The following is a 14,370-nucleotide window of genomic DNA, read 5'->3' as shown; positions in this document are numbered from 1 at the left end:
TGGTTTGGCTCACTTTACGGTGGGGTATATCCTGACTTATGCGGCGTTCTTGATTGCTTCGACTGCGAGTAAGTTCGGCTAACCTGCAACTGGTAATTAGTTGAAAAAACCCCCCGCTGTTATGGCGGGGGGTTTTTTTTGAGCTTTTTTGATAGGGGTTGCGATCGGCAGAATGGGGGGAGGGACAAGAAACCGGGTTTCTAGCAACATCTGTGATTGTCAACAAGATTTATACCAAATCCGGTTGTTAAAAGTCGGTTTTCGCTTTGAGCCCGCGCAGGAGAGGCTCCGTCCTGTGAGCCTCCAGGCTTTCCTTACGGAACGCTACGCGAACAGCCTGTGGGTTTTTATAGACCTACAGCAACCGAATTCCGTATTAGTCAAGAAACCCGGTTTCTGAATCTGGGGTAAGGGACAAGAAACCGGGTTTCTAGCAACATCTGGGGTTATCATCAAAAATTGAGTCAAGAAACCCGGTTTCTAACCCTGGGGTGAGGGACAAGAAACCGAATTTCTACAAATGACCAATGACCAATGACCAACGACCAATGACCAACGACCAATGACCAACGACCAACGACCAATGACCAATGACCAATGACCAATGACCAACGACAAATGACAAATGACCAGATTTATCTACGACGAATTCACCAAAAAATACATCCAGGAACTGTTAAGGCAATTAGGTCAAACTGAAACCAGCAAAACTATGGCATCCCAACGGCGAGAAATTGACATATTTTTCACGCCTAACCCGGAAAACATCGCCGATGCCAGTCACATCGGCTTACTGGGAAGGTTGGCAACAACTCCAGCGGTGTTTGAACCCTTTAGCAATCCAGTTAAACCCCGAGAAATTTGTAGTTGTCTGGTGAAACTCTTAGATATCAAGGCAGAATTTGAACGTCAATCTGTCCGGGAAAAAAGACGGCTCACTCTCGCCGAATCACCTCGGTTGTGGATTATGACTCCTACCGCATCCGCCGCCATCTTAGCCGATTTTGGCGCTACCTTAGACTTAGAAAACTGGATGAGCGGTGTTTACTTTCTACCCAGGGGACTGCAAAGCGCCATTATCGTCCTCCACCAACTCCCACCGACGCCCGAAACCCTGTGGTTGCGGATTTTAGGAACCGGCAAAGTGCAAAAACAAGCCCTGCAAGAATTATACCAACTCCCACCGGATAATCCCACGCGAGAAACCACGCTAGAATTACTGTACAACCTGCGTGAAATGCTAGAAGCTCGGCAAAATTTAGCCCCAGAAGAGAGGGAGTTAATTATGGAACTATCACCCCTGTATTTACAACGGTTACAAACTGTTAAAGAAGAAGGCATCCAGGAAGGAGTCCAGCAAGGAGTCCAGCAAGGACAGCGGCGGCTGGTGGAAAGCCTGCTGCAAGTGAAATTTGGTACTGTGGATGCGGAATTAGCTCAGATAATCGAGGCGTTAATCGAAGTTCCCCCATTGGAGCAAGCTCAGTTGATTTTGCAGCTATCCCGCGAGGAACTTTTAGCTCGGTTTTCCCGTGACTTCTGAACCTGGAGTGAGGGACAAGAAACCGGGTTTCTAGCAACATCTCTGGTTTTCATCAAAAATTGAGGAAAGAAATCCGGTTGCTGACTCTAGGGGTAGGACAAGAAACCGGGTTTCTAGCAATATCTGTGATTCTCCTCAAAAATTTAGGTAAGAAACCCGGTTTCTAACTCTGGGGTAGGGGACAAGAAACCGAGTTTCCACAAATGACATAAGACAAATGACCCCCGAAAGTTATATCTGAAATCTTGATGAGCAAAAGCTGATGAACCCTAAACCTAGACTCGCCTCCTTTATGATCAACCCGCTTTACCTATTGAGCAGTTTGCTGTTATCCAGTTGTTTCGCCATTCCCCTGGGGTCATCGGGGGGTAAAGTGGGCGAGTCATCGGAGTTTGCCTTTGGGGCTAAACCCACGGCTGAAATAGATCGCCTCGTTGCCGATCGCCTCTGGGAGGATGGGCCCGGTGTTGCGGTGCTGATTCTTGATCGGGGGGCGATATGGCAAAAGGGCTATGGTTTCAGCGATGTGGGGGCGCAACGCCGGATTACCCCGGATACGGTGTTTGATTTGGCTTCGGTATCCAAGCAAATGACAGCGATCGCGATTTTAATCCTCATGGAGGCGGGAGAATTGGAACTGGAGGATGCAGTCATCGAGCATCTGCCGGATTTTGCAGAACCCAACCCCGATGACCCGATTTTAATTGCTGATTTGCTCTCTCACACCTCGGGTTTAGCCGACTATACAGGGGATGCTTGGCAGGGGACAGATGCGGCTTTTGCCCGTTTAACCGTTGAGGATCATTTGCAATGGTTGAATACCCAGGATATTGAGGGCGATCGCGGTGTTGAATTTGAGTACAACAATAGTGGGTATGCTCTGTTAGCCTTAATCATTGAGCGGGTTTCCGGGCAATCTTTTCGGGACTTTATGGCGGAGCAGATTTTTAGGCCATTGGGGATGAATAATACCGTAGTGTTTGCGAATTTAGGGCAACAGATCCCCAATCGGGCTGAGGGCTATGCGGTTTCCCCGGAAGGGAAGTTTGAACCCTCTGCCTTGCCTTCGGTGATTGCGGGGGATGGCAATATTTTTAGTTCCATTGCAGATTTAGCCCGTTATGATCGGGGGTTACGCAATGGCGATTTGGTGGAACCGGCAACCTTACAATTGGCCTTCACACCGGGTACTTTGGATAATGGCGAATCTTTTGCCTATGGTTTAGGGTGGGCAGTGGGCCCGGACTATGTGGAGCATAGTGGGAGTTGGTACGGCACCAGCACTTTTTATCGCCATTATACCGAGATGCCGGTGACCATCATTGTGTTGTCCAATGATGAAAATTATCCGGTGGATGAGTTGGTGGATGATCTGGCGAAGTTGCTGGAGTATTAAGTTACAGCCACGATTGTTCTGAGTGCAGACTAAAGTCGGCCCCCTTTGCCCGGTGACGGCGATCGATGTTATCGGTCAGGACTTACGCATTTGGGGAGAGCAAACCCTAAATGTAGAAGCGATTCAGGAATCGCCTCTCCATTGAGCGTGAATTCTCAGAATCTGCGTAAGTCCTGGCGGTGAAATCATGTCTTCATTGTCTGTCCTGGATTCGGGAGTAATGGGTTAAAATGAGGGGGAGTCCCCTACCCGGTGCGTTGCTATGGATGAACAACGAGTGCAGGCGTATCTCTCCCTGATTCAAGAACTCCTCAACTGTGACAGTGGGGAGGAACCACAAATTCTCAACCAGTCCCTGGTGACCAGTGGGTGAGCAAGGCTAGTCATTAAGTACCAGTAGAAACTGATGATCTCCATCTACCCACTCTACACTTTAGCTAGGTTAGAAAGGCAATCAGCAAAAGCGTTCATGCTGATATGAAGCTAATTATGAGATAAAATTTAGGGTTCCAAGGATGCAAAATGTTCCAACAACATTCTATGGATAAAAATATAGCCCCCACCAATCTTTTGCAAAAATATTCGTTCCGTGGCATAATCCAGAAACTTAGCATAATTCCAAGGAGTTTTACCACTTAGGGTTAAGGTAACTCGCAGTGCCAAATGTTGAATACAGGCAACCATTTGTGGCGAGAGTATTGCTACAGATACTGCCAGCACAATCCCCTGAAATAAAGACATTAATTTCCATCCTAAAACGTAGCCAAAAGCAAGGCTAAACAACAATGTTAAAAAGCACAATAAAAATAAACTAATCTTCAACGATGCCCATATTTCTTGATTAGGTTTAAAAGTTTTATTGGTTTTAGCCCTTGACTCTATATAAGTATTATCTTGCTGGAAATACTCAAAAAGCCATTTAATAATTACGGCAGCATTAAATGACATAAGTAATAATTTTATAGAACGGATTAGAAAATTAAAAAGTTTTTTGCCTTCTTTATCTAAAAATAAATTGGTTAAAATGACTATCAATAAAACCACAACTAAAATAACTATCAAGGCAACCACAGTTAAAGGATAATTACTCAATAATCCTATGTTGTTTAAACTAAATCCTAATACAAACAAAATAAAAATTACATATATAGCGCAGAAGAAGCTATATATTTTTTTCTCTTTTTCTGACAACCAACTAGGCTGCATACCTTCAATTAAAAATACAGTTTGAGATTTAGTTGACATATTTTTGCTTAACCAATTTAGCCAGTGAAGCGTTTTTTGATTAGAATATGGTTGATTCTGCTGCCGACGGTTTAGCATTTTCTGGATATACTGATTGAATAAATGATCCCGTCTTTTTTCTAAAGGCATTTGTGGTAATTCAGTAGCAGAAATACCCTCATAAGTAATGGCAATAATTGAAAGCATGAGAGGAGTTTTTGTCAACTCCTGTAACACCTCATCATTGACCCATACTTCTTTTACACCTTGTAGTTGCTCGCCTACTTGGTCAAAATAATCGCTGATTTGTTCTGGAGTTAAATCTTTAATAAAAATGGCCCCTTGAAATTGTAGACGGGTAGAGAGAAATTTATAATCTTTAAAACGGCTACAAACAATAATTTCGGTTGTTCCGTAACTGTTTTTGAAATCATTGATAGCCAGTACGCAATCATTTCTTCGTTCCTTTGCAACCTCATCTAACCCGTCTAATAGTAATAATAAATCTTGATTTTTAAGCCAGTTTTCTCTAATTTTTTGTGGTATCTGATATCGAGTTTTTAGTTCTTCTAGAAGCCACTCTGTAAGACTTTGCTTTTTTGTTGCCGCCCAGGAAGACAGGTTGAAAACTACAGGTATGGGAAGCTCAGTATTTTGCTCTGCACGCTGAATTAACTTTTCGGCCATTTCTAATAAAGTCGTTGTTTTACCAGAACCTGGTTCTCCTAAAATGAGCATAGTGCAACCTTTACCCATTTTGTCAAATTGGTTGATTGCTTTAGTTCCTTTCGGTAAACTTCTGCGAGGCTGTTCGGGCGTTTGCCAATCTAATTGCACGGCATCAAATCGTTCTTCTAACTCTAACTCAATGGGCGCTCGGTTAGATAGAGAACCTTCTAAAACCCCTTTAATCCAATAGTTTTTGACTTTGTTCAGTAGTGCTTGACGATTCTTATAGGCTTCGGGAGTTAGATTTGATGATATAGAGGGTGTAGTTAGGGGGTTTTGTCGTATTTGTAAAAAGGCGATGAGAGTTGGCAACAACGTTCCAATCAAAAATAAAAATAAAGATGCGTAACCCGCATATTGAGCTAGATCGCTGGGTAAATGATCTCCCTTGAGCAGTAGGAAGAGGACAATACTTCCAATCACTGGGGGTAGTCCAATCAACCAAGCACGGTTTGTTGTTTCGGAAGTTGTTTGAGAACTACTAGACTGATTGCTACAAAAGCTAATTCCTAGCATACAGAATAGTGTTAGACCCAAAATTAGTTCTTGTGAAATTGGTAGATCATCTTTTCCCGGAAGTTGATTAATACTCCAACACATGAGACCATTCAAAGCTGTCGTTATTAAACTAGGTAGGGAAGCACTTAGTTTTTTCACTAGGTCTAGAGCCGGATAGTAGTTTAACTCTATAATACCATAGCAGTCCTAAATGAGTGGCAATACAACTAGCGAGCAAGATGCTTGCAGTACAAGGCTCTCAAGTCTAGATCCATTACAGAAATTATTTCGCTCTCGCCAGCGCCCTGCTCTACGCCGGGAGTGGGACGGTGGTCGATACCCTCTGGTGTGTGGATGATTTTGCCACGGCGTTTCTCTCGGTCCGATTCTATGAGGAACTCACCCCCACCCGCACCATTCCCCAAGCCATCCAAGCAGCCACCACCTGGCTGCGAACCCGCACCCCGGCCCAATTCCTAGACTGGTGCAGGACCACCCTAGGGTTCTCCCCGGATGATTTAGACCGCTGTGAACTCAGACTCAGCCGGTATGATTCAGCCTCCCCCTTTGCCCCCCGTCTCTACTGGTCCGCGTTCCGCGCCAATGGGTTAGAATAGTGCAGAGACTGGGTGGCTAGGCAAGGGAAAATATGGCGGCGAAAGACCTTTTTCATGAGGCTGTTAAAGCGGCACTCCAAAAAGAACAATGGCAGATTATTGCGGACCCGTTGGTTGTTAAAGCAATTGAAATTAAAAGTTACAATAGAAACCCGCAGCGTCAAGCCTGGGGCTATACGGACGAAGCCTGCCTTCGCAGGCTGAAGAGTGCGGAGATAATTCAATGGATAAATTAACCCATTATCGTGATTGTATTAAAACCCTGCTGAAAGAACAAGTTTATCATCCGTCCCCAACGGATGACATTGAGAGTCAATTAATTTTTGACAGTGAAGGCGACCATTATTTATGGGTCAATGTCGGTTGGAATGGCTTGGACTATATTTATGCTTGTTTTGTCCATTTAGACATTAAGGAGGGCAAAATCTGGATACAACGCAATGGCACTGAGTTAGATATTGCTCATGCTTTGGTGGAGATGGGAGTTCCCCAATCCGATATAATTTTAGGGCTGCATCCCCCCTATAAACGCCCCTATACCGGCTATGGAACCCCGGAGTTAATCCCTGAAAGCGAGTTGCAACAACTGCCGGTTGTTGAAAATGACCCTAGGATTTATTCCCTCACGGATGTTCAGCATTACCCCAGATTTACAAAATTATGCCTCCCGAAGAACTGCAACTGATTGAAGACTTTCTCACATTTATTGAAAATGCCCGCACCACCCGCCCGGGTAATGACCCTTTGTGGGACTATCTCCAGGAGTTTGAAACCAATTTGGTGCCGGTGGAAGATAGACCCGTTAAATTAGCCCTGTATATTCAATCCTGGTGTCAAGAATTTGGGGTGAAAATAGACGCCCAAGTGATGCGCCAACTGCGCGATAATATGGTAAAAAAAGGCAAAATTATCCCCAAACCAGTGGAGGGAGAAAAACCGAGTAAAGTTTATAATAAAGCCATGCTCTCCGAAACTGTACACCAGGCCCGACCCGAGAATCAAGCATGATTGACACCCCGGATTCTCTCTATGCACCGAGTCTCTATTAGTTTGCCTACCGCTATCGAGAAGGGTTAGTGGTTGCCACTGATAAACCTTTGTCTCCAACGGCGACGGTGGCTAATTTAGATTGGGTTAAACAGCAATATAATGACATTTTATCTAAGTTTGGGGTCAAGGTCAATTCGGGCTGGCAGGATGAAGCGAGAACCCCAGAGTTTGATTTACTGCTCAATCCTGACCTAGAAGGGGGAAGACAATATGAATATTTCGAGATTCCTGAGCAAAATCTGGAGGGGTTTATCTATCCCCAATCCCTCCATGATAGCTATGCTTTAAACTTAAATTTATTCTGCCCGGAACAGTACGGTCATGATGAATATAAACTAGCAGATTTGAGGAAACTCAACCCCCAGGACTGTTTTAATCCGCCAACGGTGCCGCCCTTGGGCTATCTGGGGCAAACTCTGCTTTTGACAGTCTATCTGGATATTCCCAAACCGGAGGCAATCCAAGACTTGGAGGAGTTTGCCCAAGTCTGTTGGCAGAGGCTTTTTGGGCTAGAAAATGGCAATTCCCTACCCCGTCTCTATCGGTTTTATGAGTTTTTGGGTGGCTATCTGTATGAGTATGGCAATCCCCGAGATGAGTTAACGGTGAATCCTTATGGCCATTTGTTAATTTGGGTGTTTTTTGATGTCCAGACCAGTTTAATTTTACAGCGCTGTTATTGGAATTTGCCGGAACTGTTGCTCTATTATCACAAAATTAGTAAGAGTTTTCGGGATAGTCGCGGCTTTTATAAGGCAGCGGATCAGATGGTTACGGAAAATGAAGAAAGTTTGAAGCAGTTAAATCAACGGTATCTCCGGGAAACTCAACCGGATTGTCTGCGGGATGAAGAACTGGGGGACTTGAAGAGTACCTTGAAACAATTGCTGAGAACTTCTCTGCGCTATTCACAACAATTGCGGAATCTGGAATATGCTCACAATACGATCGCCATTAATCATACCAACTATCTGACGACCCTGGAGCAGATGGAACAACTCGCGCAAATGCCTTTGGGGGGGTTTCGGGTGTTTGGGGAGAAGGAGGCAGTCGCCTTTCAAAAACAAATCCGCGCTGACTTGAACTATTTTAAGCAAGGGTCGGGGTTACTGGATACAGCGATCGCCTCGATTCGCGGTTTAGTAGAGGTGGACCAAGCAGAACGCGATCGCCGCTTGGAACAGCAAAACGAAACCCTCCAAGACCAAATTCAGGCAGTGGGGGTGGGAATTGCCACCGGCGCAATTATCGCCTCGACTTCGGCGTTAATCTTTCAACAAGAACCGATGAGCTTTCCCTGGGAAGCATACCACGGCGATCGGCCTCATCCGTTTATGTTTGCCTTGTTGCTGAGTTTCGCTTTTGCTTTTGTCGGTTGGGGGTTAACAAAATGGCTGATTGGTTGCAGTCGCAAAAGGCGATCGCGCTCACATCAAAACACAAAAAACTAAGTCACTCAACCCATCAGTTCCCCAAATCACACCCCTCCGGGAAAATCAGTGAAATCCGTGGTTAAAATCCCACCCATCCCTATTGCCATCTGTCCCCAAAAAGCATAAAATAAAGAGTTATAACCAAACAGGAAGCATAGTGGATGAGAAGGGTGACGAAGCAGGAGTTAACCGAGTGGTTTGAACCTATCGAAGTTGGAGTTAACGCCGCCCTAGTCAAATTGTACAGTTTAAATACATTTTCCCTTGTCGCTCAGGAAACTAACCATGAATATCAAGCAATTAATTTATGAAGAAATTGGCAAAATAGAGGAGGCTAAATTAGCAGAACTCTATGAGATTGTCAAGGATTTTTCGCAGTCGCAATCAACAGAAAAACCTAGTCTGTTTAGAAAGTTAAAGCAGGTAAAAATTGAAGGGCCTGTTGATTTTGCCGCCAATGTCGATTTATATCTCAACGGAGAAAAAAAGATTGATGACGATTAAAATATTTGTCGATACATCATTCATCATTGCCTTAGTAAATGTTCGAGATCAATATCATGAACAGGCTGTAGCTATGGCGGATGAATATGAAAACAAATTTTTGGTCGTTACTGATGCGGTCATGCTTGAAGTTTCCAATGCTTTATCGCGCCGCTATAAAGCGGAAGCCATACAGATTATTGAAGATTTTTTTGAATCGGAAAATGTGGAAGTCGTGCGATTGAGCCCGGAACTGTTTGACCGGGGATTTTCTTTGTATAAAAATAGACGAGATTAAACATGGGGTTTGGTGGATTGTATCTCATTTATAGTAATGCAGGATAGAAAGATGAACATTGCTTTGACATTTGATCGCCATTTTGCTCAAGCCGGATTTAAAATACTCTGATCGCCTCCATCCGTTTATCTTGGCTTTGCTGTTGAGTTTTGGTTCTGCTTTTGTCGCATGGGGGTTAGCAAAATTGCTGATTGGGTGCAGTCGTAAAAGGCGATCGCACCCAAAGCAAGACTCAAAAAATTAGAGATTTTCTGAGTGAGGTAGGGTTTTGAGCCAATTCGGTATCATGGCCCTTCCCTCTGTCTTGGGGAGAAGATTCTTACAACAATAGGTTTTGTACACTGAACTGCACCTCCGGTCCCCTCCCCTTGGCAAGGGGAGGGTTAGGGTGGGGTTCTACGGGTGGCGATCGCCACGTCACACAATCTGAACGGTTTAAGCGCCTGTATGGAGACAGATCCAACCTCTTTTTTCGTGACGTGCGGTAAGCGGAGCTATCCCGTAGGGAATCGCCCCTGTACGAGGAATCTCCACCCACTCATTCCTCTGGAAGCGCGATCGCGCTTCCAGAGGACCCCACCCTAACCCTCCCCTTGCCAAGGGGAGGGGACCGGAAGTAATCTTAAATGTGAGGCAAATCCCGGATAAAAATTATATTTGCAAATTTGTGAGAATTAGTTAAGTATATTGTATCAAAAAATTAGGCGATCGCAAATCTTCGATGAGAAGCCAGGAAAGATATCAGGAGGCAGAGCCTCCGATTTGGCATTCCCTGGCAGAGCCAGGGAACGAGGAATGCGGTGGTTGTCACAGACCCACTTTATTCTTTAGCCTGCGGAGGCAGGCTTTGTCTGTATAGCCCCACCCTTCAGGGTGTGGGCTTCTCTTTAGCCTGCGGAGGCAGGCTTTGTCTGTATAGCCCCACCCTTCAGGGTGTCGGCTTTTACTCGGGTTGACCTGTTTTACTCAAAGTTTCTACATCGGTTTGAGTCCATTCGGTATGGAAAAACTCACCCCGGGGTTTATCGGTGCGTTCATAAGTATGTGCGCCGAAGTAATCCCGTTGTGCTTGAGTGAGATTTTGGGGGAGGCGATCGCGACGGTAGCTGTCGAAATAATCTAAAGATGCACTAAATGCCGGAACTGGAATCCCCATCTTATTCGACATGGCAATCACATCGCGCCATGCTTCTTGGCGGTCCAAAATCGTTTGTTTGAATTCCGGTGCGAGGAGCAAGTTCGGTAATTCGGGATTTTCATCAAAGGCTTGCTTAATTTTATCCAAGAAAGCCGCCCGAATAATACAGCCGCCTTTCCAAATCCGGGCAACTTCACCCAGATTTAACTTATACCCAAACTGCTTCGAGGCTTTGCTCAATAAATCCATCCCTTGGGCATAAGAGCAAATTTTAGAGCAGTATAAGGCATCGCGAACCTTATTGATAAATTCCTGCTTATCGCCATCAAACTTGATACTCGGTCCGGTTAATTGCTGAGAAGCGGCTACCCGTTCCTCTTTGACGGAAGACATAATCCGGGCATTCACCGCAGCGGCGATCGTGGGAATGGCAACCCCTAATTCTAAGGCATCGGCAGCAGTCCAGCGTCCGGTGCCTTTTTGTCCGGCGGAATCCATAATCATTTCCACTAGAGGACCGTTGGTGGTTGGGTCGAGGTAGCGGAAAATATCGGCAGTAATTTCAATCAAAAATGAATCCAGTTCTGGGGTGGTATTCCACTCCGCAAATACTTTGTGTAACTGCTGATGATCCAGTCCCAGGATACTCTTGAGGAGGTCATAAGCTTCAGCGATGAGCTGCATATCGCCATACTCGATGCCATTATGCACCATTTTCACATAGTGACCGGAACCACCAGGGCCGATATAGGTGACGCAGGGACCATCATTCACTTGGGCGGCGATCGCAGTCAGGATGGGTTCTAAGTCTCGGTAGGCTTGTTCAGTCCCACCGGGCATCAAACTGGGTCCCTTGAGCGCCCCTTCTTCTCCACCGCTGACTCCCATGCCGACAAATCCCAGTCCCGTGGATTCCAAATCTTTGGTCCGGCGTTCCGTGTCTTGATAGAGGGAATTCCCGCCATCAATAATCATGTCACCCTCTTCTAATAAGGGCTTGAGTTGAGCGATCACCGCATCCACGGGACCCCCAGCTTTCACCATCAGCAGGATGCGACGGGGGCGTTCTAGGGACGTTACAAAGTCTTCTAGGCTGTAGGTGGCTTTGACTTGCTTCGTGCCTCCTCTGGCAGCCATGAATTTCTCAGTAACGCTGCCGGTGCGATTGTAGACGGCTACCGGAAAGCCCCGACTTTCGACGTTGAGAGCTAGGTTTTCTCCCATGACGCCTAGACCAATCACACCAAATTTCTGCTTACTCATAAAGTTTTGGGTCTCGTTGTGTTTCTGTCTCTTACCTTTTTTAGGGTAGCCCGTTCAGAGTAATTCTTCAGTTGACCCCTGTTGAGAACTTTATCTGCCAATTCTCGGGAGATTGCCTGAGTTACTGGCACTCAAATGTTTGCGAACACTTTACTGGAGGCACTCTGGTATTTCTAGCGCAACTGAAAATGGGATGATTCGCTGTTGACCGATTCTTGACAAATGAATCATCAGAGGACCCCACCCTAACCCTCCCCTTGCCAAGGGGAGGGGACCGGAAGTAAAAAAATCTACTCTTGTCAGGGGCGATCGCCTCGGTCAAAAATCCACTGAGTCCCCCCAATATCCTGACTTCCACTCCAAACCCAGCAGGATCGTCTTGGGGGAAGATCCGATCGCCGTCTCTGGAACGGTAGAATGACCATTGTAGAGACGAACGGGTGCGTCGTCCATGTAGTAGACAGCAGGGGGAACCGGCATTATGCTTCCATACATCCTGGCCTTAGCCGTCGCGGTGGGTAGCTTCGCGATTTATATGGCCGCTTTCTTTTTTCCAGAAGTCCATCGCAAAGGCGACCTGATTTGGAGTGGCGTTGGACTGTTTTATGCCTTAGTCTTATGGTTCTGTGCGGGCCAGATTTCCGGCGCGGTCCTGTTGGGACAAATGGCGAGTGTGGGGTTATTAGGGTGGTTTGGCTGGCAAGCCTTAACCCTGCGGCGACAAACGACCCCACTGGCCGAACAAACTCCTGTATCCGGCGAGCAAATCGATCGCCTCACCGGAGGGTTAACAGGGATGTTTAAACCCAAATCCCCAGGGAAACCTCAAACCATACCCCAACCAGTCCCGCAAACGGCGGTCAAGGTTGAGGAACCCGCAGTCGTCCCCCCTCCCGTGGCGACGGTTCCCGAGGTCCCTCAAGTCCCAGTGACCCCGGAACCAGTGACCCCGGAACCTGTGACTCCGGTAAAACCAGCGGCGAAGGTAACCACTGCCAAACCAAAAACGCCACGATTTGCCGATCGCTTCTCTTTCTTGTTTAAAGGTAAAGACAAAGATAAAGACAAAAATAAAAACAAAGTTAAATCTCCAGCTAAACCCACCCCAGGGCCAAAAACTCAACCCCAACCCCCGGCTGAGGTGGCCTCAGTTCCCAGTCCTGAACCCACCCTGGTCCAGCCTCCAGTTCCCGTAGAACCCCCACCGGCTGAACCTACCCTAGTCCAGCCTCCGGTTCCCGTGGAACCCCCACTGCCGGAACCCGGTTTAATCCAACCAGAACCGGAAGTCATTCCTGTTGATGTGCCTGGGGAAATGCCAACGGAGGATACTCCCGAAGAAGGACTAGAAATGCCTGCGGCAGCAGCATTGGAAGGCGCTACCGGGGAATCGGAATTGTCCGAGGATGATGATTTTGGCTTTGACGAGGATGATTTAGAAGGTCCGGGAGTCACGAAAGCGGAAGCGGAAGCGGTGGCAGAAACCCTCCCCAATCCCCCCCTGGATGAACCCGTTAAGCCCTCCCTGAACAAAGTCGCGGCCAAATCAGCGACTCCGGGGGCTAAAAAATCCCAGGGTCCAGGTTTATTGACCCAAATTCAAGAGGGTCTACGAGGATTGCTGAATTTCCGCAAATCTCCTCCCGTGAAGCCTAAAGCGCCGATTTCTCAGCCGGTTGAGACGAAAACCGAGGTAGAACCCAAACCGGCGATCGCAGTGGACTCGGTGACACCAGTGGAGTCCTCCCCGGAAATCCCTGACACCAAACCCCCAGAAGAAACTCCCGCAGTGGAGTCGGTGACAACAGTGGAATCCTCCCCGGAAGTCCCTGACACTAAACCCGCAGAAGAAACGCCCGCAGTGGAGTCGGTGACAACAGTGGAATCCTCCCCGGAAGTCCCTGACACTAAACCGTCAGAAGAAACGGCGACGGTGGTCGTCACGACCGATGATGTAGTTGTGGAGGTTACGGTACAGGAAGGGGAACCCGTGGAGGTGGTGACTTCTGCCAATCCATCGGCAGAGGAAGCGGTAGAAGCAGTCATCACGACGGATGAGGGAATTGTGGCGCAAGAGGAACAGGTTGTGGAGGCAACTTCACCGCATTCCCCAGAAACGGAAGCACAAGATGTCATTGAGGAGTCAGTGTCGGAAGTTTTACCGGAAGGGAGGCTGACTCCTGAACCTGTTGAAGAATATGCTCCAGAAGTGGAACTCGCACCTCCTGCGGAATCTGTGGTTTCTACAGAGGATGAGGTAGTTGAGGTGATTGAGGTTTCTGAACCGCTGGTGGAAGTCACTTCGGCAGATCCGGATGAGTCAGAGTTGCAGGAGACAAAGAGCAATCCGTTCTTAAATCGCCCGCAACGGCAAGATTCGGCAGTCGTTGAGGTGACCCCAGAATCGGGGGAAGCTCAGGGTCAAGTTACTCCACCGGCTGACACGGAACCTACCTCGCAGAAGGAAGGCAATTCCTAGGGTTCCGTTTAATTTTGGGAGTGCGAGCAAGATGCTCGCTTTTTTTCTTGGAGCATCTTGCTCGCACTCCTAGTCTGGATTAGGGAACTCCAAAAAATAAAACCTTCAAAAAACCCGCAGGCTCAAGCCTGGAGCTACACGGACAAAGCGGTGCCTGCGCGGGCTAAAAGAGCCTTGTTAGGTGCGATCGCATCAAAGCAAGGATGATTTATTTGTTGG

The 14,370-nt window shown here is 47.0% G+C and carries 14 protein-coding genes; 11 read left to right on the top strand and 3 right to left on the bottom strand.

Translation table 11 applies throughout. The features are described from left to right. Window positions 1-226, bottom strand: a 226-nt coding sequence (locus tag NG833_RS01435; RefSeq protein ID WP_254563552.1) for a hypothetical protein, incomplete at its 3' end; no start/stop codon positions are given. 399 nt (window positions 227-625) lie between these two features. Here NG833_RS01435 and NG833_RS01430 point away from each other — a divergent pair. The 3 genes from NG833_RS01430 to NG833_RS30270 all read left to right on the top strand — a co-directional run bounded on the left by NG833_RS01430 (window position 626) and on the right by NG833_RS30270 (window position 3,084). Beyond that, complete coding sequence (locus NG833_RS01430; RefSeq protein WP_254563551.1) at window positions 626-1,543, top strand: hypothetical protein; 918 nt, start codon at window positions 626-628, stop codon at window positions 1,541-1,543. Window positions 1,544-1,805: 262 nt separating this feature from the next. Continuing rightward, window positions 1,806-2,939 (top strand): serine hydrolase, encoded by a 1,134-nt coding sequence (locus tag NG833_RS01425; RefSeq protein WP_254563550.1) that lies wholly within the window; start codon window positions 1,806-1,808, stop codon window positions 2,937-2,939. A 22-nt stretch (window positions 2,940-2,961) separates the two neighbouring features. Next, the gene (locus NG833_RS30270; protein WP_256555780.1) at window positions 2,962-3,084 is read left to right on the top strand and encodes a hypothetical protein; all 123 of its coding nucleotides are present in this window, start codon (window positions 2,962-2,964) and stop codon (window positions 3,082-3,084) included. A 356-nt stretch (window positions 3,085-3,440) separates the two neighbouring features. Here NG833_RS30270 and NG833_RS01420 read toward each other — a convergent pair whose 3' ends face one another. Next, window positions 3,441-5,504, bottom strand: a complete 2,064-nt coding sequence (locus NG833_RS01420) for an NACHT domain-containing NTPase (protein ID WP_254563549.1) — start codon at window positions 5,502-5,504, stop codon at window positions 3,441-3,443. 155 nt (window positions 5,505-5,659) lie between these two features. Here NG833_RS01420 and NG833_RS01415 point away from each other — a divergent pair, with 155 nt between their 5' ends. From NG833_RS01415 to NG833_RS01385, 7 genes are all read left to right on the top strand, one after another. Beyond that, window positions 5,660-6,007 (top strand): CHAT domain-containing protein, encoded by a 348-nt coding sequence (locus NG833_RS01415; protein ID WP_309143825.1) that lies wholly within the window; start codon window positions 5,660-5,662, stop codon window positions 6,005-6,007. 32 nt (window positions 6,008-6,039) lie between these two features. Further along, entirely contained in the window at window positions 6,040-6,243 is a 204-nt protein-coding gene (locus tag NG833_RS01410) for a XisH family protein (protein WP_254563547.1), read from the top strand. Then, entirely contained in the window at window positions 6,231-6,692 is a 462-nt protein-coding gene (locus tag NG833_RS01405) for a XisI protein (protein WP_309143824.1), read from the top strand. The genes NG833_RS01410 and NG833_RS01405 overlap by 13 nt, the downstream gene beginning before the upstream one ends. After that, window positions 6,668-7,015 (top strand): hypothetical protein, encoded by a 348-nt coding sequence (locus NG833_RS01400; RefSeq protein WP_254563546.1) that lies wholly within the window; start codon window positions 6,668-6,670, stop codon window positions 7,013-7,015. Before NG833_RS01405 ends, NG833_RS01400 begins: the two co-directional genes overlap by 25 nt. 68 nt (window positions 7,016-7,083) lie before the next feature. Next, on the top strand, window positions 7,084-8,508 hold the full coding sequence (locus NG833_RS01395; RefSeq protein WP_254563545.1) for a hypothetical protein: 1,425 nt from the start codon (window positions 7,084-7,086) through the stop codon (window positions 8,506-8,508). 267 nt (window positions 8,509-8,775) lie between these two features. Next, window positions 8,776-8,994, top strand: coding sequence for a hypothetical protein (locus NG833_RS01390; RefSeq protein WP_254563544.1), 219 nt, complete (start codon window positions 8,776-8,778; stop codon window positions 8,992-8,994). Continuing rightward, window positions 8,984-9,271, top strand: coding sequence for a type II toxin-antitoxin system VapC family toxin (locus NG833_RS01385; protein WP_254563553.1), 288 nt, complete (start codon window positions 8,984-8,986; stop codon window positions 9,269-9,271). Before NG833_RS01390 ends, NG833_RS01385 begins: the two co-directional genes overlap by 11 nt. A gap of 943 nt (window positions 9,272-10,214) precedes the next feature. On the opposite strand, the gene gnd is transcribed toward NG833_RS01385, so the two are convergent. Continuing rightward, a complete protein-coding gene (gene gnd, locus NG833_RS01380; RefSeq protein WP_254563543.1) occupies window positions 10,215-11,672 on the bottom strand; it encodes a decarboxylating NADP(+)-dependent phosphogluconate dehydrogenase in 1,458 nt (485 codons plus the stop codon). Between the two features lie 481 nt (window positions 11,673-12,153). Between gnd and NG833_RS01375 the strand changes: the two genes are divergently transcribed. Next, window positions 12,154-14,151 (top strand): Ycf66 family protein, encoded by a 1,998-nt coding sequence (locus NG833_RS01375; protein ID WP_254563542.1) that lies wholly within the window; start codon window positions 12,154-12,156, stop codon window positions 14,149-14,151. The last annotated feature ends 219 nt before the right edge of the window (window positions 14,152-14,370 follow it).

The organism is Oscillatoria sp. HE19RPO, assembly GCF_024220515.1.
Lineage (GTDB): Bacteria > Cyanobacteriota > Cyanobacteriia > Cyanobacteriales > Laspinemataceae > Laspinema.
Note: the sequence above shows the minus strand (reverse complement) of the source record. Positions and strands in the feature narration are given on the sequence as shown.

Coding starts and splice junctions, on each gene's coding strand:
- NG833_RS01430 (WP_254563551.1), top strand. CDS start 626: ATGACCAGATTTATCTACGACGAATTCACCAAAAAATACATCCAGGAA.
- NG833_RS01425 (WP_254563550.1), top strand. CDS start 1,806: ATGAACCCTAAACCTAGACTCGCCTCCTTTATGATCAACCCGCTTTAC.
- NG833_RS01410 (WP_254563547.1), top strand. CDS start 6,040: ATGGCGGCGAAAGACCTTTTTCATGAGGCTGTTAAAGCGGCACTCCAA.
- NG833_RS01405 (WP_309143824.1), top strand. CDS start 6,231: ATGGATAAATTAACCCATTATCGTGATTGTATTAAAACCCTGCTGAAA.
- NG833_RS01400 (WP_254563546.1), top strand. CDS start 6,668: ATGCCTCCCGAAGAACTGCAACTGATTGAAGACTTTCTCACATTTATT.
- NG833_RS01390 (WP_254563544.1), top strand. CDS start 8,776: ATGAATATCAAGCAATTAATTTATGAAGAAATTGGCAAAATAGAGGAG.
- NG833_RS01385 (WP_254563553.1), top strand. CDS start 8,984: ATGACGATTAAAATATTTGTCGATACATCATTCATCATTGCCTTAGTA.
- gnd (WP_254563543.1), bottom strand. CDS start 11,672: ATGAGTAAGCAGAAATTTGGTGTGATTGGTCTAGGCGTCATGGGAGAA.
- NG833_RS01375 (WP_254563542.1), top strand. CDS start 12,154: ATGCTTCCATACATCCTGGCCTTAGCCGTCGCGGTGGGTAGCTTCGCG.